The following is a 15,179-nucleotide window of genomic DNA, read 5'->3' on the forward strand; positions in this document are numbered from 1 at the left end:
TTACTGTGTATGTTTACATGAAAGGCTGCTCAGAATCCATGTGATTTAGGGCAGCCTTTCTATATATTTCAGAATATTCATTTCATTCTAACAAAAAGGGGGTCTGTTTAGTGCTTAACTACATTTTCAAGCGATTAATTTATATTTTGGTAGCATTATTTTTCATCATATCGGCAACGTTCTTTTTAATGAAGCTTGCACCAGGTAGCCCATTTGCCAGTGAGCGTGAGCTATTACCAGCAATCGAACAGCAACTTAATGCAAAATACGGACTTGATAATCCATGGTACATCCAATATAAAGATTATTTAATCTCATCCCTTACATTTGATTTTGGAGAATCCATGAAATATAAAGGACGTTCAGTAAACGACATGATTTCCGAAGGATTCCCTGTTTCATTAGTACTAGGTTTAGAAGCAATGCTCTTAGCAGTAGGTTTTGGAATTTTACTAGGTGTTATTTCAGCGCTATATCACAATCGATTTCCTGACTATGTGTCGACTGTCATCGCTGTTATAGGAATTTCTGTCCCTTCCTTTATACTTGCAGCGATATTACAGCTCTATTTATCACTAAAATTGGGGTGGTTCCCTGTGACTGGATGGAAAGGCTTTAGCTACACGGTTTTACCTGCAGTCGCTATTGCCCTGACACATGTTGGATTTATTGCGAAGCTAACTCGATCCAGTATGCTGGAACAAAATAACAGTGAATATGTAAAGCTTGCACGTGCTAAAGGAATCGGAAAATGGACAATTGTATTTAAACACTCGCTTCGTAATGCGTTGTTGCCGGTTATCACCTATTTAGGACCTTTAACTGCAGGCGTATTGACAGGAAGTTTCATTATTGAACAAATTTTTGCCATACCGGGTATTGGCCGTCACTTCGTACAATCTATTACGAATCGTGATTATACGACGATTATGGGTGTAACTGTTTTCTATTCAATTATTTTACTCTTTGCGGTATTAATTGTAGACATTTTGTATCACTACATTGACCCTCGTATCAAATTGAAAGGAGCGAAAAAATAATGACTTTAGAAAATAAATTTAATGAACAAATCGCTCCGGAGCGTTTTGAAATTGTAGGCGCCCGTCCAAGTGATGCGGATTCTCTAAACAAAAAGCAAATTTCATTTTGGCAAGAGGTAATGTACCGGTTTTCACATAACAAGCTAGCAATTATAGGCTTGGTTATTTTAGCGTTTATTACAATTATGGCTATCTTTGCACCGATGTTTTCCTCTTGGAGTTATGAAGAAAATACGGGTCTTTACAATACAGCCCCTTCAGCTGCCCACTGGTTCGGTACAGACGACCTTGCACGCGACTTATTCGTTCGTGTCTGGATTGGCGCAAGAATTTCGTTATTCATCGGTCTTGCCGCAGCTGTGATTGATTTAATTATTGGTGTTCTCTGGGGAAGTATTTCAGGATTGCTTGGTGGACGCGTTGACAATATTATGATGCGTATTGCCGATGTGTTAACAGCGATTCCTTATTTATTAGTTGTTATCATTTTACTAGTCGTTATGGAGAAAGGATTAATTCCTATGATCATCGCCCTATCCTTTACGGGATGGGTAAACATGGCACGTATCGTTCGTGCTGAGGTACTTTCAATTAAGAGTCGTGAATTTGTTTTAGCTTCTCGCACATTAGGCGCTGGTTCATGGCATTTAATTAAACGTCACCTAATCCCAAATGCAATGGGCGCCATTTTAGTAACAATGACATTAACTATTCCAGCTGCTATCTTTACAGAATCATTTTTAAGCTATATCGGTTTAGGGGTACAGCAGCCGCTTGCAAGTTGGGGCACAATGGCTTCAGAAGGAAATAAGGCAATCCAATCTGCACCTTGGCGATTAATGTTCCCTGCCCTCTTCATTTCGTTAACGATTTTCGCATTTAACGCTGTTGGAGATGGTCTTCGCGATGCTTTAGATCCGAAATTACGTAAGTAGAAAGGGGTGTATGAGATGAAGAAGAAAATTTTAGAAGTTAATGATTTACATATTCACTTCAAAACGTACGCCGGTATTGTACAAGCTGTACGAGGCGTAAACTTTGAACTATACGAAGGCGAAACATTGGCTATCGTAGGTGAATCGGGCTCAGGTAAAAGTGTTACGAGTAATGCTTTGATGAAGCTGATTCCTGAGCCACCCGGTATTTATGCAAATGGCGAAATTAGATTTAATGGCCGTGATCTGATTCCTCTTTCTGATAAAGAAATGTTGTCAATCCGGGGCAATGAAGTGGCAATGATTTTCCAAGATCCGATGACTGCACTAAACCCAACGATGCGTATCGGCAAGCAAATCATGGAAGTTTTATTAAAGCATAAAAAAGTTTCCAGTAAAGGGGCAGCGAAAACGCGTTCCATTGAATTATTAAATCAGGTTGGTATACCTTTTCCCGAAAAACGGTTTGCTTCTTATCCACACGAGCTTTCTGGGGGGATGCGTCAGCGAGTTGTCATCGCAATTGCCCTTGCTGCGGATCCTAAGCTTTTAATCGCCGATGAACCAACAACAGCACTCGATGTAACGATTCAGGCGCAAATTTTAGAATTGATGAAGGACATTCAAAAAAGTTCGAATACGTCGATTATTTTTATTACCCATGATTTAGGTGTCGTGGCAAACGTGGCTGACCGCGTTGCCGTTATGTACGCCGGACAAATTGTTGAGTATGGCACAGTAGAGGACATTTTCTACAACCCTAAGCATCCTTATACTTGGGGTCTGCTAGGTTCAATGCCCGACTTAAACAACTCTACAGATGAGTTATTACGTGCAATACCTGGTTCGCCGCCAAACTTGATTAATCCACCTATCGGCTGTGCATTCGCCCCTCGTAATGAGCTGGCTTTAGCAATCGACTATGAGGAAGAGCCACCGATGTTCCAAGTTTCTGACACTCATTACGCAAAAACTTGGTTACTTCATCCGAATGCTCCAAAAATTCCACTTCCTGAGGCGGTTGCTCGCCGGATCGAAATGGCAAGAGGAGGCACAGCTAATGCGTAAAAAGATTTTAGAAGTAAAAGGATTAAAACAATATTTCGGTACTGCCAAAGAGCCTATTAAAGCGGTTGACGGCATTAGCTTCGACGTTTATGAAGGCGAAACACTTGGACTAGTGGGTGAATCAGGCTGTGGTAAATCAACAACGGGACGTTCAATTATTCGCCTGTATGATATTACAGAAGGTGAAATTTTATTTAACCAAAAAAATGTGAATTCTTATTCTTCACGAAAAGAATCGATGCAATTCAACCGCGACATGCAAATGATTTTTCAAGATCCCTACGCATCGTTAAACCCGCGGATGACAGCTGGCGAAATTATTGCGGAAGGCTATGATATTCACGGCCTTCATAAAAATAAAAAAGAGCGTCAGGAAAAAATTGGAGAGCTGTTAGAATCTGTTGGTTTAAACCGTGAGCATGCAAACCGTTATGCACATGAATTTTCAGGCGGTCAACGTCAACGTATTGGGATTGCCCGCGCATTAAGCTTGGATCCAAGCTTCATTATTGCGGATGAGCCAATTTCTGCTCTAGACGTATCTATTCAAGCTCAAGTCGTTAACTTATTAAAGCAGCTACAAAAAGAACGTGGTTTAACATATTTATTCATTGCCCATGATTTATCGATGGTGAAGTATATCTCGGATCGTATTGCTGTTATGTATCGCGGGAAAATTTTAGAGTTAGGTGATGCGGACGAGATTTACAACAATCCGATTCATCCTTATACAAAGTCTTTACTTTCTGCCGTACCTCAACCAAACCCTGAGTATGAGCGTAAACGTGTTCGTATTCCATACAAGCATGAAGAAACACCAGAAAATGCGGAGACTTTAGAAGCACGTCCCGGGCATTTCGTATTTGCCACAAAACAGCAACTTGCCAGCTGGTTATAAATAGAGAGCCGAGTATCCAAATTGAGTACTCGGCTTTTTTTCATTATAGTGGTCCTGTTTCTCTACTGTTATCAATCGCTTCCTGTACTGCTTTATCATTATCCGGATTACCAAGCGGTCCTGATTCATTCGAGTTTTTCAAATTCTCACGAAGACGACGCCCGTATTCTTCATCTGCTTCTTCGGCATATCGAATCATCGTTTCCTGAATGACAGGTGCACACTTCGCTAAATCGGTCGTTAAATTCAAAATCAGGTCATCCTGCTCCCACTTCTCGAATTTGCGGTAAGTTTCCCCGGCTTGCTTCGTATCATTTGTACGGTCGATTGGCTGGCGAACGATATTTCCTTCGACAAAAGGCGTATGTTCTTTTCCGCTTTGCTTCGCTTCTTTTAATCCGCCCAATAACGATGGCTCATAGTTAATATGCGGATTTTCATGCCCGTCCACTAATACCCCCGTACCAAAAGCAACCTGTTCCACTTCTGTGAAATAGTCTTCCGGATTTTTATTGATCACCATTTTATCGACAGGCATTGCAAAGGGTTGGTAAACAGGCCTTATTTTATTCAAGAAAAATAGCCTCGACAAAAATCGAGGCTACGTTTATTTATATGGTTTGTTTTGGTCTTAATGTATGCTTCAGTACTTTACCGGAAGCATTACGTGGCAGTTGATCGATAAAGTCAACTTCAAATGGAACTTTATATTTTGCCAGCTGTGTCATGCAATAGTCCAGTACATCTTGTTCCATTAGTTGCTTGCCTTCCTTTAATACAACAAATGCCTTAGGAACTTCACCGTAAACTTCATGTGGGATTCCTACGACCGCGGCTTCCAGAATTTGAGGCATTTGGTACAGTACTTCTTCCACTTCAATTGGGTAAATATTTTCGCCTCCACGAATGATCATATCCTTTTTGCGATCTACAATATATAAATAGCCTTCCTCATCAAAACGGCCTAAATCTCCGGTATACAGCCACCCCTCCTGAATCGACTTGGCTGTTTCTTCCGGTGCGCGCAAATATCCCTTCATTACTTGGGGACCTCTCACGCAAATTTCCCCGACTTCCCCTAATGACACAATTTCACCATTCGCATCGCGCAGCTGAATATCCGTCCGTGCTAACGGTTTGCCTACTGAACCGATTTTAAACAGTGCCGCATCATCCAGCAATGAGCTGGCTGCGGGTGAATTTTCCGTTTGCCCGTATAAGTTCTGTACTTTTACATTAGGGAATGTATCCTTCAGACGCTTCACAAGCTCATACGGCATTGGTGCAGCCCCATAGCAGAACAGGCGCAGTTCACTAAAATCATAGGACTGCAGCTCAGGTTTATTTAACAAAATGGTATACATTGCCGGTACACCAAAGAAAATGGATGCCTTTGTTTCAACTAAATTTTTCAGAGTCTGGTCTGGTGAAAATGCTTCTTCAATAAGAACCGCTCCCCCCTTATAAATTGTCGGCACTGCAAATACATGACTGCCTGCACAATGGAATAATGGTGTACAAATAAACATGCGGTCCTCATTTGTCATATTCATTGAGTCAGACCAGATTTGCGCAGTCTCTAAAATGTTTCGGTGACTGAGCATAACCCCTTTTGGTTTTCCCGTCGTTCCGGATGTATACATAACAACGGACGTGTCCTCGAGCTCTAACTCCGGCATTGCTGGAGAAGTACTTTGTTCATTCAAAATGTTTTTGATTTGTGATAGTGAAAGAATTTCCTGAAAACCATGTGTCGTGAGATCAATCGTCTCTTGCAGTTTTTCATCATAAATTAACACTTTTGCTTCTGAATGCTTAAATATAAAATCGACTTCAGGAGGAGCCAGTTTTGTATTCACAGGCATTACGGTTAAGCCTGCGAGCTGCACACCATAATAAACAGCCATAAATAAATGGGAGTTGAGTGCAAACTCTGCTACAATATCATCCTTTTGAAAACCCTTTTCAATTAGATAACCTGCAATTTTCCGGGAATTATCCAGAAGTTCATCGTATGACCATACTTCATTTTCAAATTGAATAGCCGTTGCATTCGGTGTCTCCAGAGCTTGGTCAACTAATGCCTGTAAAACTGTCATTTAACATCCCCCTTAGTATATAAATATCTTAATATTCTAAATTTTAACAATTTGTAGCTAACTAATGCAATATTTTCATTTTTTTATTTTTTAGCAACTAATGAAAATTGAATTATTTATTAGGTTCCGCGAATGGTATACGTTTATTTTGGATAAGCTAGTTGTCAAATAAAGTTAATACATCCATTTTATTTGAACATAAAAACATTCAGAGTGGACAAATTAATGATGAAGATTTTAAAAGGAAAGCGATCAAGATCAAGCGCCTTTTTCTTCATTATTGCTAAATCAAAGAGGAGGAAAGCTAATGCCAACTTTAGAGGTGAAATGTACTGTATCAGATTGTTTTTTCCATGCAAAGGGAAATTTTTGTGGGGCAGAAAAAATAGAAATTGATATGGAAGGTATAACCAACAAAAAAGAACGGACGGAGTTTGCTTCTGATTTTGATTTGCAGGCCCCTAAACAAAAAGAAGCGAAGTCTTCCAGCGACACTTGCTGCAAAACGTTTATTTCTAAAAAAGATAAGCAGCACTAATTAATTTTGAAGAAGCTGTCTAGAAAGTATACACTTTCAAGACAGCTTCCTTTTTCATAAAAATTTAATGTGGACCATTGCCACCTAATTGCCCACTACCAGGTACCTCACTGATTTTATAAGTACTGCTGTCGACTTCCAGATTTTCTGTTAATGGTCGAAGCGGCATTTCATCAGTGGTCTTTACTTCCTGTTCCTTGGCAAGTAAAGCAAGCGTGTCATTATAAGAAAGACCGGACGCTGCATTCAATCTCTTTACTTCATCAACATCTGTTCCTGCTTCTGTGAATTTTTTCTCGTTCATTCATCCACCTCCTCAATTACTAGGATGTGCGATGAACAATTGTTTATGTAATTACTTGCTCAAGTCGACATTGTTTCCGTAACAGATCCTTCTTTGTATAACATAATTCCAATTAAACCGACTAAAGAAAAAATAACTGGAATAATAAACCCGTAAAAGTACCCATTTTGTAAATTTAACGAGCTTGCCTGAACATAGTCTAATATTGCACCTAAAAAAATCGGCAATAGGACGGCACTTAAAAAGCCTCCTGTATTGGCAAATCCCGATACAATGCCAGACTCTTTCATTGGGAATGACTGCCGTACAGCAGCAAATGTCAATGCACTTGCTCCATATCCGAAGCCGATAAGGAAGAAAAGAACAATAACTCCGATCAGGGACGGATATCCTTGAAATAAAAGAAACATAAACCAGCTTGCAAAAACAATCGTTTGCACTGCTATATAAGGTTTTTTTATCGATTCATACATACTTGCAACCCAGCTCATAAAAGGTGCACCAATAATTGCACCAACGAGCCCAACCATAATTAACTGGCTCGCCTGTGACCGGCTCATTTCGTAAAGATCCATTCCGTACGGCACAGCCCACGAACTGATAAATCCAACATAGCCACCCACTACCCCAAAATGGCATAAAAATAATGCCCATGCTTGACGGCTGGAAAAGACTCTTTTTACGATACCAGCTGTTTTTTCGCGTTGGACAGGCTCATTTACTACAGGCGTAATTTGCGGGAAAGCCTTTTTTGCTTGTTTTATCAGGACAACATATAATAGTACTCCGCATAAGCTTACAAGAAGTCCCAATGAGAAAAATGCCCCTCTCCATCCAAGGAGTCCAATCCATGCCGAAAATGGCACAGTCGCCAACAAGAAACCTAAACTGCCTGTCATCCCGGCAAAACCAACTAAACGGACAAATTCCTTTTTATAAAACCACTGTCCTAATATGAGCATCATATTAACCCAGATGGTCGCATCCCCTATTCCGGTAAAAATTCGCGAAAGAAATAATACCGATTCATGCGTTCCTACACTGTAAAGAACCGTTCCCCCCCCGGCAAGGACTGCACCAAAAATAAGAAAAAAATTTGGACCAAAGCGATCCGCCAAAATCCCCATTGGAATTTGCAGACTAGTATAAACAAAAAATTGAACACCTGTTATTAATCCGATTGTCGTGGCCGTAATATTAAAATCATTCATCAATTGATCAGTAATCAATCCAGGCGCTGTCCGCTGACTAGCCATCAACAAATACGTAAGCAATACCGAAACAAATACTACCCATCTGTACCTACTGTTCTGTTTTTCCAATGATCACGACTCCCATAATGTTTTTCTTTACACATTGAATTGTTAATTTACGAGTTCCATATCATTATCCATTTTATGAAAGAACTTTGCATGTTATCTTTTCAAGCCTTCACTTTCATAAAGTTATATACACTACATATAAATAACAGTATGCAGGGTAAGATGCATATTGTTATTTAAGAAAAAATGAATGAAGGAAGTGACACTATTCTTCAAATTGGTCCAATGCCTGTTAGTACTGTTCGATTAGATTGTGGACCGAATCAATTGGTATATTATCCTCATGTTTCTTACAAGTGGGATCATTTATGGGAAAACGAGATGAATGAGGCGATTAAGGAGCAAGTACAAAAGCAAATTGCACAGCAAGTGGGTGAAATGCCGACAACAGTAGAAGAAATGCTGGGGCTATACGAAATAAAAAACAATCAGCGGCAAGTGCTAAGCTTGAGTCTTTCCAATTATACGTATCATCAAAAGGCCGCGCATGGGATGACGACGATTCAATCACTGACATTTGATATCGAAAAAAAGAAGCTATGTACACTTAAAGATTTATTTAAACCGGGCAGCAACTATGTTAGAAGACTTTCTGCTCTTGTCGATATTCAAATACAGGAGCGGGACCTCCCGACATTAGGTGATTTTCGGGGTATAAGTCCAGATCAGGATTTTTATATTGCAGATAAAACACTCGTTATTTATTTTCAATTATATGAGATTACTCCATATGTCGTAGGTCTGCCCATGTTTCCGATTTCTGTTTTTGATTTGGCTGATATTATCGACGAATCCGGTCCGCTCGGCAGATTGGCAACTAACGGTTAAAGTTAAGTGAAATGTACTATATTTTTACATTCAAAATATAGTACATTTTTTTCAATTTAGTTAATGGTCATCAATATGCGGTGGCTGCACGGGATGGGCATCGTTAATAACGCGAATCGGACGCATCATATCATGATCTTCATGCTCAAGAAAATGACAGTGCCACATATAATCCCCTGTATGTTCTTTCCAATGCATAATAATTTTCGTTACTTTTCCAATGTCCGCTTTTACAGTATCCTTCCAACCTCTTTCATAATCTCTCGGTTTTTCCGGCTTACCTGTAAACTCTAGTTTCCCTTCCGAAACATATAGATCTACATTAAACGGTCTACGCTCCAATATTTTAAATTGTACTAAATGGAGATGGATTGGATGATGGACTGGTGTCGTATTTATAAAGTTCCAAATCTCTATACTATCTAACGAAGGCTTTTCTGTTGCGGGATCATGGTACATTTTATTATCCAGCATGAGCATAAGCCTGCCATAACGGTCTAGAGAAGATGTTAAAGGCAGATTACGAATGGTATGTGCATGATGCTCGTGTAAATCCATCGCTGGTTCCAACAATGTAGGTATTTGGCTTGTATCTTCTCGCCTTAGAGGTAAGTTCACAATGAATTTCATAATGACATTCGTATGTTCATCTGCAAACTCCTCATCATCATTCATCAGAAAAATTTCTTCATTCGCAAATTTGCTAAAATCAATAATTACATCTATACGCTCAGCAGGATTTAATTCAGCTGTGATGATTTCCGTTGTCGCAGCTAAAAATCCGCCATCTGTTCCAATCTGATTCATTTTTTCTTCATTGGAGAGACACAGTTTGTAACTTCTACGGTTTGAGCCATTTAATATTCGGAAGCGATATTTTCTCGGCTCAACATTTAAATATGGCCATACTTTCCCATTTACAATAACTGTATTTCCAACATAGCCTAACGTAACAGTCGGATCCGGCAGTGGAAGCTGGTCAGGTACAGGTAGAGGAAATGGCGGATCAAGTTTCGTTGGATAAAAAATAGAACCATCTTCATTAAAGGAGCGATCCTGAATGAGCAATGGTATTTCGTAATTTCCCTTTGGCAGTTTTAATCGTTCCTCCAAAGAATCACGAAGCAAATAAAATCCTGCCAATCCTGCCACAACGTTTAATCTTGTAAGTGCCATCGCATGGTCGTGATACCACATAGTCGTACCCGGCTGATGGTTCGTATATGCATGCACTTCCTGTTTAAATAGTGGTCCTGTAGCAGCATAGTTTTTTGTATACCATGCCTCAGGGTGCCCGTCACTTGCAGAAGCGACATTCGCCCCATGTAAATGAACCACTGTTCGGACTTCTGCAGAATTGTTTACTCTATGCAGACTGTAATCTACCGGCAGAAAATGTTTATCGGGAAGTTTATTTAAATATTTCACATAAGTCGTAACATCTTTTTTTGCTTCAATTGTTGGACCAGGAACGATTCCATCATAGCCCCACACATCAGTATAAGGAAAGTCTTTATGAAATCGATGCCTTGCTTTAAGCATCTGGATTTCATAATAGGAATTAGGCGGATAGTTATTGTTTGGTTTAGATCTTGCAACTCGCGGTATAACCAGTCTATCTTCAAATTTTGGTATTGTAGCAGGATCTGCTGGGTTCACCGGCTGATCATTAATTTTCAAATTGTCCCATCCTTCATTGTTTATTACTCTATTTTATTCTCTATATAATTAGGCGTTCCACATTATTTGAAAACCCGACATTTCTTCAAGTTTCCCGGACAGCAAACATACTGCAGCGAGTGGTTTGTTATATCCGTGCAACAGGTTAGATAATGAAAAGCGCTACAATCGTCGTTACGATTAACCCGATTATTACCGGTACAAGATTTCTTCGTGCCAGTTCAAAAGGGCTAACATTACAAATGGCCGCTGCAGGAATTAACGCCCATGGAACAAGCGTCCCGCCACCTACCCAAATAGCCGCAATTTGACCAAGAGCAGTCAATGTTGCCGTACCTTCTCCAATTGCAGTACCAAATAAATTTCCGAGTGAACCGACTAAAGAAATTCCAGAAAACCCTGATCCGTCCAGCCCTGTAATGGCTCCTACACCCGTCAGTGTTACAACTGCAATTTCGGTTGTTAATGGTACGAGTGCCGCCAGTCCCATCCCAAGATCATTCACAATACCATGTGACGTTTCAGGCAGATGATTCCCGAGAATTGTAAGGAAACCTGCATCCCCTAAATAGAAAAACGCCGCAATCGGGATGACCGGTCCAAATACTTTAAAACCAAACTGGAACCCTTTAATAAAGTAGCTTGTCGTTTGGTCGAGCCCTTTCTTTTTAAAAGCAATAACACAAAGAATTAGCAGGATAAATACAGAAGTTCCTCCTACCAGTGCTGTTGCATCTCCCCCTTGAAGATCAAAAATAGCCATTGCAACAACATCCAGTACAAAAGCAAGCGGAATGAGCAACGCAAAGAATTTTTTCTGAGTCATCGATAATAGATTTACTGTTTGCTCCAGCTCTTGCTCCGTACTATTATCGTACGTTCCTACTAAAGGAATAGTGCCGCGCTTCATATCCCGTTTCAAAAAGTAAAATGCGACAACTGTCGTTACAACCCCCATCGTTATGACAAGCGGTATACTTGCCATCACGACATCCCCAACTGGAAGACCGGCAGCATCAGCCGTTAATTTGGGTGCACCTTGAATAATAAAATCACTGGATAACGCAATCCCGTGACCGAATAAGTTCATCGCCATAGCCACACCTAATGCCGGCAACCCCGCCCGTATTGCTACAGGAAGCAAAACAGCTCCGAGCAGCGCTACTGCAGGAGATGGCCAGAAAAACCAGGAAATAATCATCATTAATATCCCGATTGTCCAAAATCCTAGTGTCGGATTTTTTATGATTTTTGTAAAAGGTGCAATCATTACTTCGTTGATTCCCGTTTTAGTTAGTACCCGACTCATGGCGACGATAATTGAGATAATTAAAATAGTAGATAAAAGTTCGGTAATTGCATAAATAAAGCTATTAAATACACCGCCTATTGACGCTACAAAATCCCCTGTTGCGACGAGAGCAATAACAAAAATCCCCACAATACTAATCAATGTTGTATCCAGGCGCCTCACCATAAAGATAATGATCAGCATAATAAATACAACATAGATCCAGTGGAGAGCTGTTATCTCAATTCCCATACTCTAACCTCTTTTCCTTTTTTACTTAGCATATGGAGAAAAAAGAAAGGTTGTGAGCGCCTAGTACCAATATATATATTTTAACCTTTCATGGTATTCGCCTAGATTCTATAAAATGGGACGCAATGTTAGTAAGGTATTTTTAAAAGTAACTTCATCGGGCAATTGTGTTTAATTAATGGGGGAAAAGAGACATATTGCATACATACGATAAAAATAGAGGTGTGTTTATGGCGATTTGTCCGTTGTGCAATGCATTAGAAAAAGTCAGCAAGGATTGTCCTTCTTGCAACAGTCCACTGCAGGATGGAGGAAAGGTAGCTGATTATTCGGATCCATATGGACATTATAATGATGAAAATACCGTTAAGCTTGGGGATGGCTACCCTAATACCGCAAAAGATGAAATTTGTCCGCATTTACTTGTTTGCAAAGAGTGCAGCTTTGAGCAGGTCCTGTTTATACAGGAACAGTAAAAAACATGTCCGAAATAAAGTTTCGGACATGCCATAATCAAATTTATTAAATAAATATATCCAAAATTAATACTACGCAAAGGCCGACAATCGATGTCGTGAATAGTAAAAGACCCCATGTTTTAAATGTATCTTTAATCGATAAGTTAAAGTACTCTTTAAACAGCCAGAAAGACGCATCATTAACATGTGTAATTGTATTACTTCCCGCTGCTGTGGCCAAAACCATCAAAACAGGATTGACATCAAACGTATGGATTAACGGTCCTACAATACCTGCAGCTGTAATTGCCGACACAACCCCTGTACCAGTCGCAATACGAATAACGGCTGTAATCAGCCATGCCATAATTAACGGGTTAATGGACGTATTTTGCATCACACCTGCAATGAGATCACCAATGCCTGTATCTAAAATGATTTGTTTAAACGCCCCACCGGAACCGACGATAAAGATAATCATTGCAATACCTTCTATTGCACCCGAGAACGAATTCATTACTTCCTTCATCGTACGGCCAAGACGGATACCGAATACATAAATTGCGATCAGCACTGCCAGAATCATACTAATTTCAGCACTGCCTAAAAAGTTGATGAATTGACCGACTGCCGACTCTTTATCGAAAATCATATTGTAAATCGTAGCACCTGTAATAATAATTGCAGGTAATAATGGAATTAATAAACTAATTCCAAACCCTGGTGCCTTGTCCAGATCTACTTCTTCAGATTTCTTCAATAATGGAGGTATTGGCAAATCCAAATTCTTTAATACCCGAGGAAGAATAATCCCCGCAGCAATAATCGCAGGTACAGCTACAACAATCCCCAGCAGGTAAACCATCCCCATATCCGCACCATATGCTTCTACAAGTGCAGTTGGACCAGGCTGTGGCGGGAATATACTATGCGCCATCGTAGCGGCAGCAACCATCGTAATCCCTAAACGCAAGTAAGGCATTTTTGCTTCAATTGCAATTGAAATAACTAAAGGCGCCAAAATAATAAATGCCACTTCATAGAAAACGGAAATACCGAAAATTGCACCGACAATTAAAATTGCCCATTCTACATTTTTTGCTCCGAATTTTTTAAGCAATGTCGAGGCAACTCGTTGTGCAGCTCCCGAATCGACCATTAACTTCCCGAGAACTGCACCCATCCCGATAATAATCGCTAAACTTCCAAGTGTGCTCCCAAAGCCTGTTTTAACAGATGTCACAACATCCGTTAATGATAAACCATTTAAAACCCCAACAAGAATTGCAACAATAAGTAAAGCTAATACACTATTTAATTTTACAACGATGTTTAAATATAATAATAAACCGACACCAAGTGCGACCCAGATGATCGGTAAATAGTCTACTATGAAATCCATGTTTTCCCCCTAGGTTAATAGCTGTACATCCAGTCTATCTATCAACACAGCTTATTGTATTAATGACTTTGACGCATATTAAGTTGGCCACCAAAGCGGATTGTTTTGTCATTAGACAGCTTTTGTTCCCCTTTGATTTGCTGTAATAACAACTCCACGGCTTTATTCGCCATTTTTGTTGTTGGCTGTGAAATGGTCGTAAGTTGGGGTGTAAACAAGTTTGCAAAGGACACATCATCTATTCCAATAACAGCTAAATCTTTTGGAATGACAAGTTGATGCTCTTTGGCAAAGTTTAAGATTTCGACTAATACACGGTCACTGCCTGCGATAATCGCTTCCGGCCGCTGATCCAGTTCAAACATATTACGAAGAGATACTTTCATTTCTTCGACTTCGACACTATGTATATATTCATCCTGTACTTGTATGCCTCTACTCACTAAAGCTTTTTTATAACCTTCAATTCGCTCCAGCCGTGGTGTAATATTACGTGTTACCGGTGCGGTCAGTATGGCAATCCGGCTATGCCCGTTATCGGTCAATGCCTTTACCGCCACTTCTGCCGCCTGTTCATTTTCCAGTAAAATAGAGGGAATTCCTAAGCCCTCTATCGTACGGTCCATGAAAACAATCGGATATTTTTTCTTTTTCATTTGCTCATATAAATCCAAATTGTCGCCAGTAGGAAAGATTATCATCCCATCCACCTGTTTTGCCATGAGCATTTCGATATACTGGCGTTCTTTCTCAGGTTCATCGTCAGCGTTACATACAATTGTATGAAAGCCGTGTTTATTAAAGTTCAATTCAATTGCGCGAATAATATGAGTCGAGAATGAATGTAGAATATTCGCGACAATAATCCCAACAGTAAAAGTAGATTTTTGCGACAAACTACGAGCAATAATATTTGGTCGGTAATTAAGCTCGCGAATGGAATATTCCACTTTTTTTCGGGTATGCTCACTCATATATTCATAGCGGCCATTCAAATATTGAGAAATAGTACTTTTAGAAACCCCCGCATGCTTTGCGACATCGGAAATCGTGACATTTTTCAA

14 protein-coding genes and 1 pseudogene are annotated in these 15,179 nt (G+C 39.9%); 7 read left to right on the plus strand and 8 right to left on the minus strand.

Annotated features, from left to right (window positions below; translation table 11 throughout):
* Positions 1–110 precede the first annotated feature (110 nt).
* From CBM15_RS10390 to CBM15_RS10405, 4 genes are read left to right on the plus strand one after another with little or no spacing between them, the layout of a single operon-like run.
* On the plus strand, positions 111–1,040 hold the full coding sequence (locus CBM15_RS10390) for an ABC transporter permease (protein WP_087617442.1): 930 nt from the start codon (positions 111–113) through the stop codon (positions 1,038–1,040).
* Positions 1,040–1,975, plus strand: a complete 936-nt coding sequence (locus CBM15_RS10395) for an ABC transporter permease (protein ID WP_087617443.1) — start codon at positions 1,040–1,042, stop codon at positions 1,973–1,975. Before CBM15_RS10390 ends, CBM15_RS10395 begins: the two co-directional genes overlap by 1 nt.
* Positions 1,976–1,990: 15 nt before the next feature.
* Complete coding sequence (locus tag CBM15_RS10400; protein ID WP_087617444.1) at positions 1,991–3,043, plus strand: ABC transporter ATP-binding protein; 1,053 nt, start codon at positions 1,991–1,993, stop codon at positions 3,041–3,043.
* On the plus strand, positions 3,036–3,941 hold the full coding sequence (locus CBM15_RS10405) for an ABC transporter ATP-binding protein (protein WP_008405631.1): 906 nt from the start codon (positions 3,036–3,038) through the stop codon (positions 3,939–3,941). Before CBM15_RS10400 ends, CBM15_RS10405 begins: the two co-directional genes overlap by 8 nt.
* Positions 3,942–3,984: 43 nt before the next feature.
* Here CBM15_RS10405 and CBM15_RS10410 read toward each other — a convergent pair.
* Positions 3,985–4,476, minus strand: a pseudogene (locus tag CBM15_RS10410) (catalase-related domain-containing protein); the annotation flags it as partial.
* 76 nt (positions 4,477–4,552) lie between these two features.
* Positions 4,553–6,040, minus strand: coding sequence for a class I adenylate-forming enzyme family protein (locus tag CBM15_RS10415; RefSeq protein WP_087617445.1), 1,488 nt, complete (start codon positions 6,038–6,040; stop codon positions 4,553–4,555).
* A 307-nt stretch (positions 6,041–6,347) separates the two neighbouring features.
* On the opposite strand from CBM15_RS10415, the gene CBM15_RS10420 reads away from it, so the two are divergent.
* The gene (locus CBM15_RS10420) at positions 6,348–6,578 is read left to right on the plus strand and encodes a DUF1540 domain-containing protein (RefSeq protein WP_008405628.1); all 231 of its coding nucleotides are present in this window, start codon (positions 6,348–6,350) and stop codon (positions 6,576–6,578) included.
* Positions 6,579–6,642: 64 nt separating this feature from the next.
* On the opposite strand, the gene CBM15_RS10425 is transcribed toward CBM15_RS10420, so the two are convergent.
* Positions 6,643–6,882, minus strand: a complete 240-nt coding sequence (locus tag CBM15_RS10425) for a hypothetical protein (protein ID WP_087617446.1) — start codon at positions 6,880–6,882, stop codon at positions 6,643–6,645.
* A gap of 59 nt (positions 6,883–6,941) precedes the next feature.
* Positions 6,942–8,204, minus strand: a complete 1,263-nt coding sequence (locus tag CBM15_RS10430) for an MFS transporter (protein WP_087617447.1) — start codon at positions 8,202–8,204, stop codon at positions 6,942–6,944.
* Positions 8,205–8,471: 267 nt separating this feature from the next.
* On the opposite strand from CBM15_RS10430, the gene CBM15_RS10435 reads away from it, so the two are divergent.
* Positions 8,472–9,032, plus strand: coding sequence for a DUF3298 and DUF4163 domain-containing protein (locus CBM15_RS10435; RefSeq protein ID WP_008405623.1), 561 nt, complete (start codon positions 8,472–8,474; stop codon positions 9,030–9,032).
* A gap of 60 nt (positions 9,033–9,092) precedes the next feature.
* Here the strand turns inward: CBM15_RS10435 and CBM15_RS10440 are convergent, their stop codons facing one another.
* Both CBM15_RS10440 and CBM15_RS10445 read right to left on the minus strand, forming a co-directional pair.
* Positions 9,093–10,712 (minus strand): multicopper oxidase family protein, encoded by a 1,620-nt coding sequence (locus CBM15_RS10440; protein ID WP_087617448.1) that lies wholly within the window; start codon positions 10,710–10,712, stop codon positions 9,093–9,095.
* 145 nt (positions 10,713–10,857) lie between these two features.
* Positions 10,858–12,255: a hypothetical protein gene (locus tag CBM15_RS10445; protein WP_087617449.1), complete on the minus strand. Its 1,398-nt coding sequence runs from the start codon at positions 12,253–12,255 to the stop codon at positions 10,858–10,860.
* A 230-nt stretch (positions 12,256–12,485) separates the two neighbouring features.
* Between CBM15_RS10445 and CBM15_RS10450 the strand changes: the two genes are divergently transcribed.
* Positions 12,486–12,731, plus strand: a complete 246-nt coding sequence (locus CBM15_RS10450) for a hypothetical protein (RefSeq protein ID WP_008405617.1) — start codon at positions 12,486–12,488, stop codon at positions 12,729–12,731.
* Positions 12,732–12,777: 46 nt separating this feature from the next.
* Here CBM15_RS10450 and CBM15_RS10455 read toward each other — a convergent pair whose 3' ends face one another.
* Together CBM15_RS10455 and CBM15_RS10460 are read right to left on the minus strand one after the other, a co-directional pair.
* Complete coding sequence (locus tag CBM15_RS10455; RefSeq protein ID WP_008405615.1) at positions 12,778–14,115, minus strand: gluconate:H+ symporter; 1,338 nt, start codon at positions 14,113–14,115, stop codon at positions 12,778–12,780.
* Between the two features lie 59 nt (positions 14,116–14,174).
* On the minus strand, positions 14,175–15,179 hold the full coding sequence (locus CBM15_RS10460; protein ID WP_087617450.1) for a LacI family DNA-binding transcriptional regulator: 1,005 nt from the start codon (positions 15,177–15,179) through the stop codon (positions 14,175–14,177).

The sequence above is a fragment of the Solibacillus kalamii genome, assembly GCF_002174535.1.
Lineage (GTDB): Bacteria > Bacillota > Bacilli > Bacillales_A > Planococcaceae > Solibacillus > Solibacillus silvestris.

Bases quoted from the DNA above. Each gene is read 5' to 3' on its own strand.
- CBM15_RS10395 (WP_087617443.1), top strand. From the start codon at position 1,040: ATGACTTTAGAAAATAAATTTAATGAACAAATCGCTCCGGAGCGTTTT.
- CBM15_RS10400 (WP_087617444.1), top strand. From the start codon at position 1,991: ATGAAGAAGAAAATTTTAGAAGTTAATGATTTACATATTCACTTCAAA.
- CBM15_RS10405 (WP_008405631.1), top strand. From the start codon at position 3,036: ATGCGTAAAAAGATTTTAGAAGTAAAAGGATTAAAACAATATTTCGGT.
- CBM15_RS10415 (WP_087617445.1), bottom strand. From the start codon at position 6,040: ATGACAGTTTTACAGGCATTAGTTGACCAAGCTCTGGAGACACCGAAT.
- CBM15_RS10420 (WP_008405628.1), top strand. From the start codon at position 6,348: ATGCCAACTTTAGAGGTGAAATGTACTGTATCAGATTGTTTTTTCCAT.
- CBM15_RS10425 (WP_087617446.1), bottom strand. From the start codon at position 6,882: ATGAACGAGAAAAAATTCACAGAAGCAGGAACAGATGTTGATGAAGTA.
- CBM15_RS10445 (WP_087617449.1), bottom strand. From the start codon at position 12,255: ATGGGAATTGAGATAACAGCTCTCCACTGGATCTATGTTGTATTTATT.
- CBM15_RS10450 (WP_008405617.1), top strand. From the start codon at position 12,486: ATGGCGATTTGTCCGTTGTGCAATGCATTAGAAAAAGTCAGCAAGGAT.
- CBM15_RS10455 (WP_008405615.1), bottom strand. From the start codon at position 14,115: ATGGATTTCATAGTAGACTATTTACCGATCATCTGGGTCGCACTTGGT.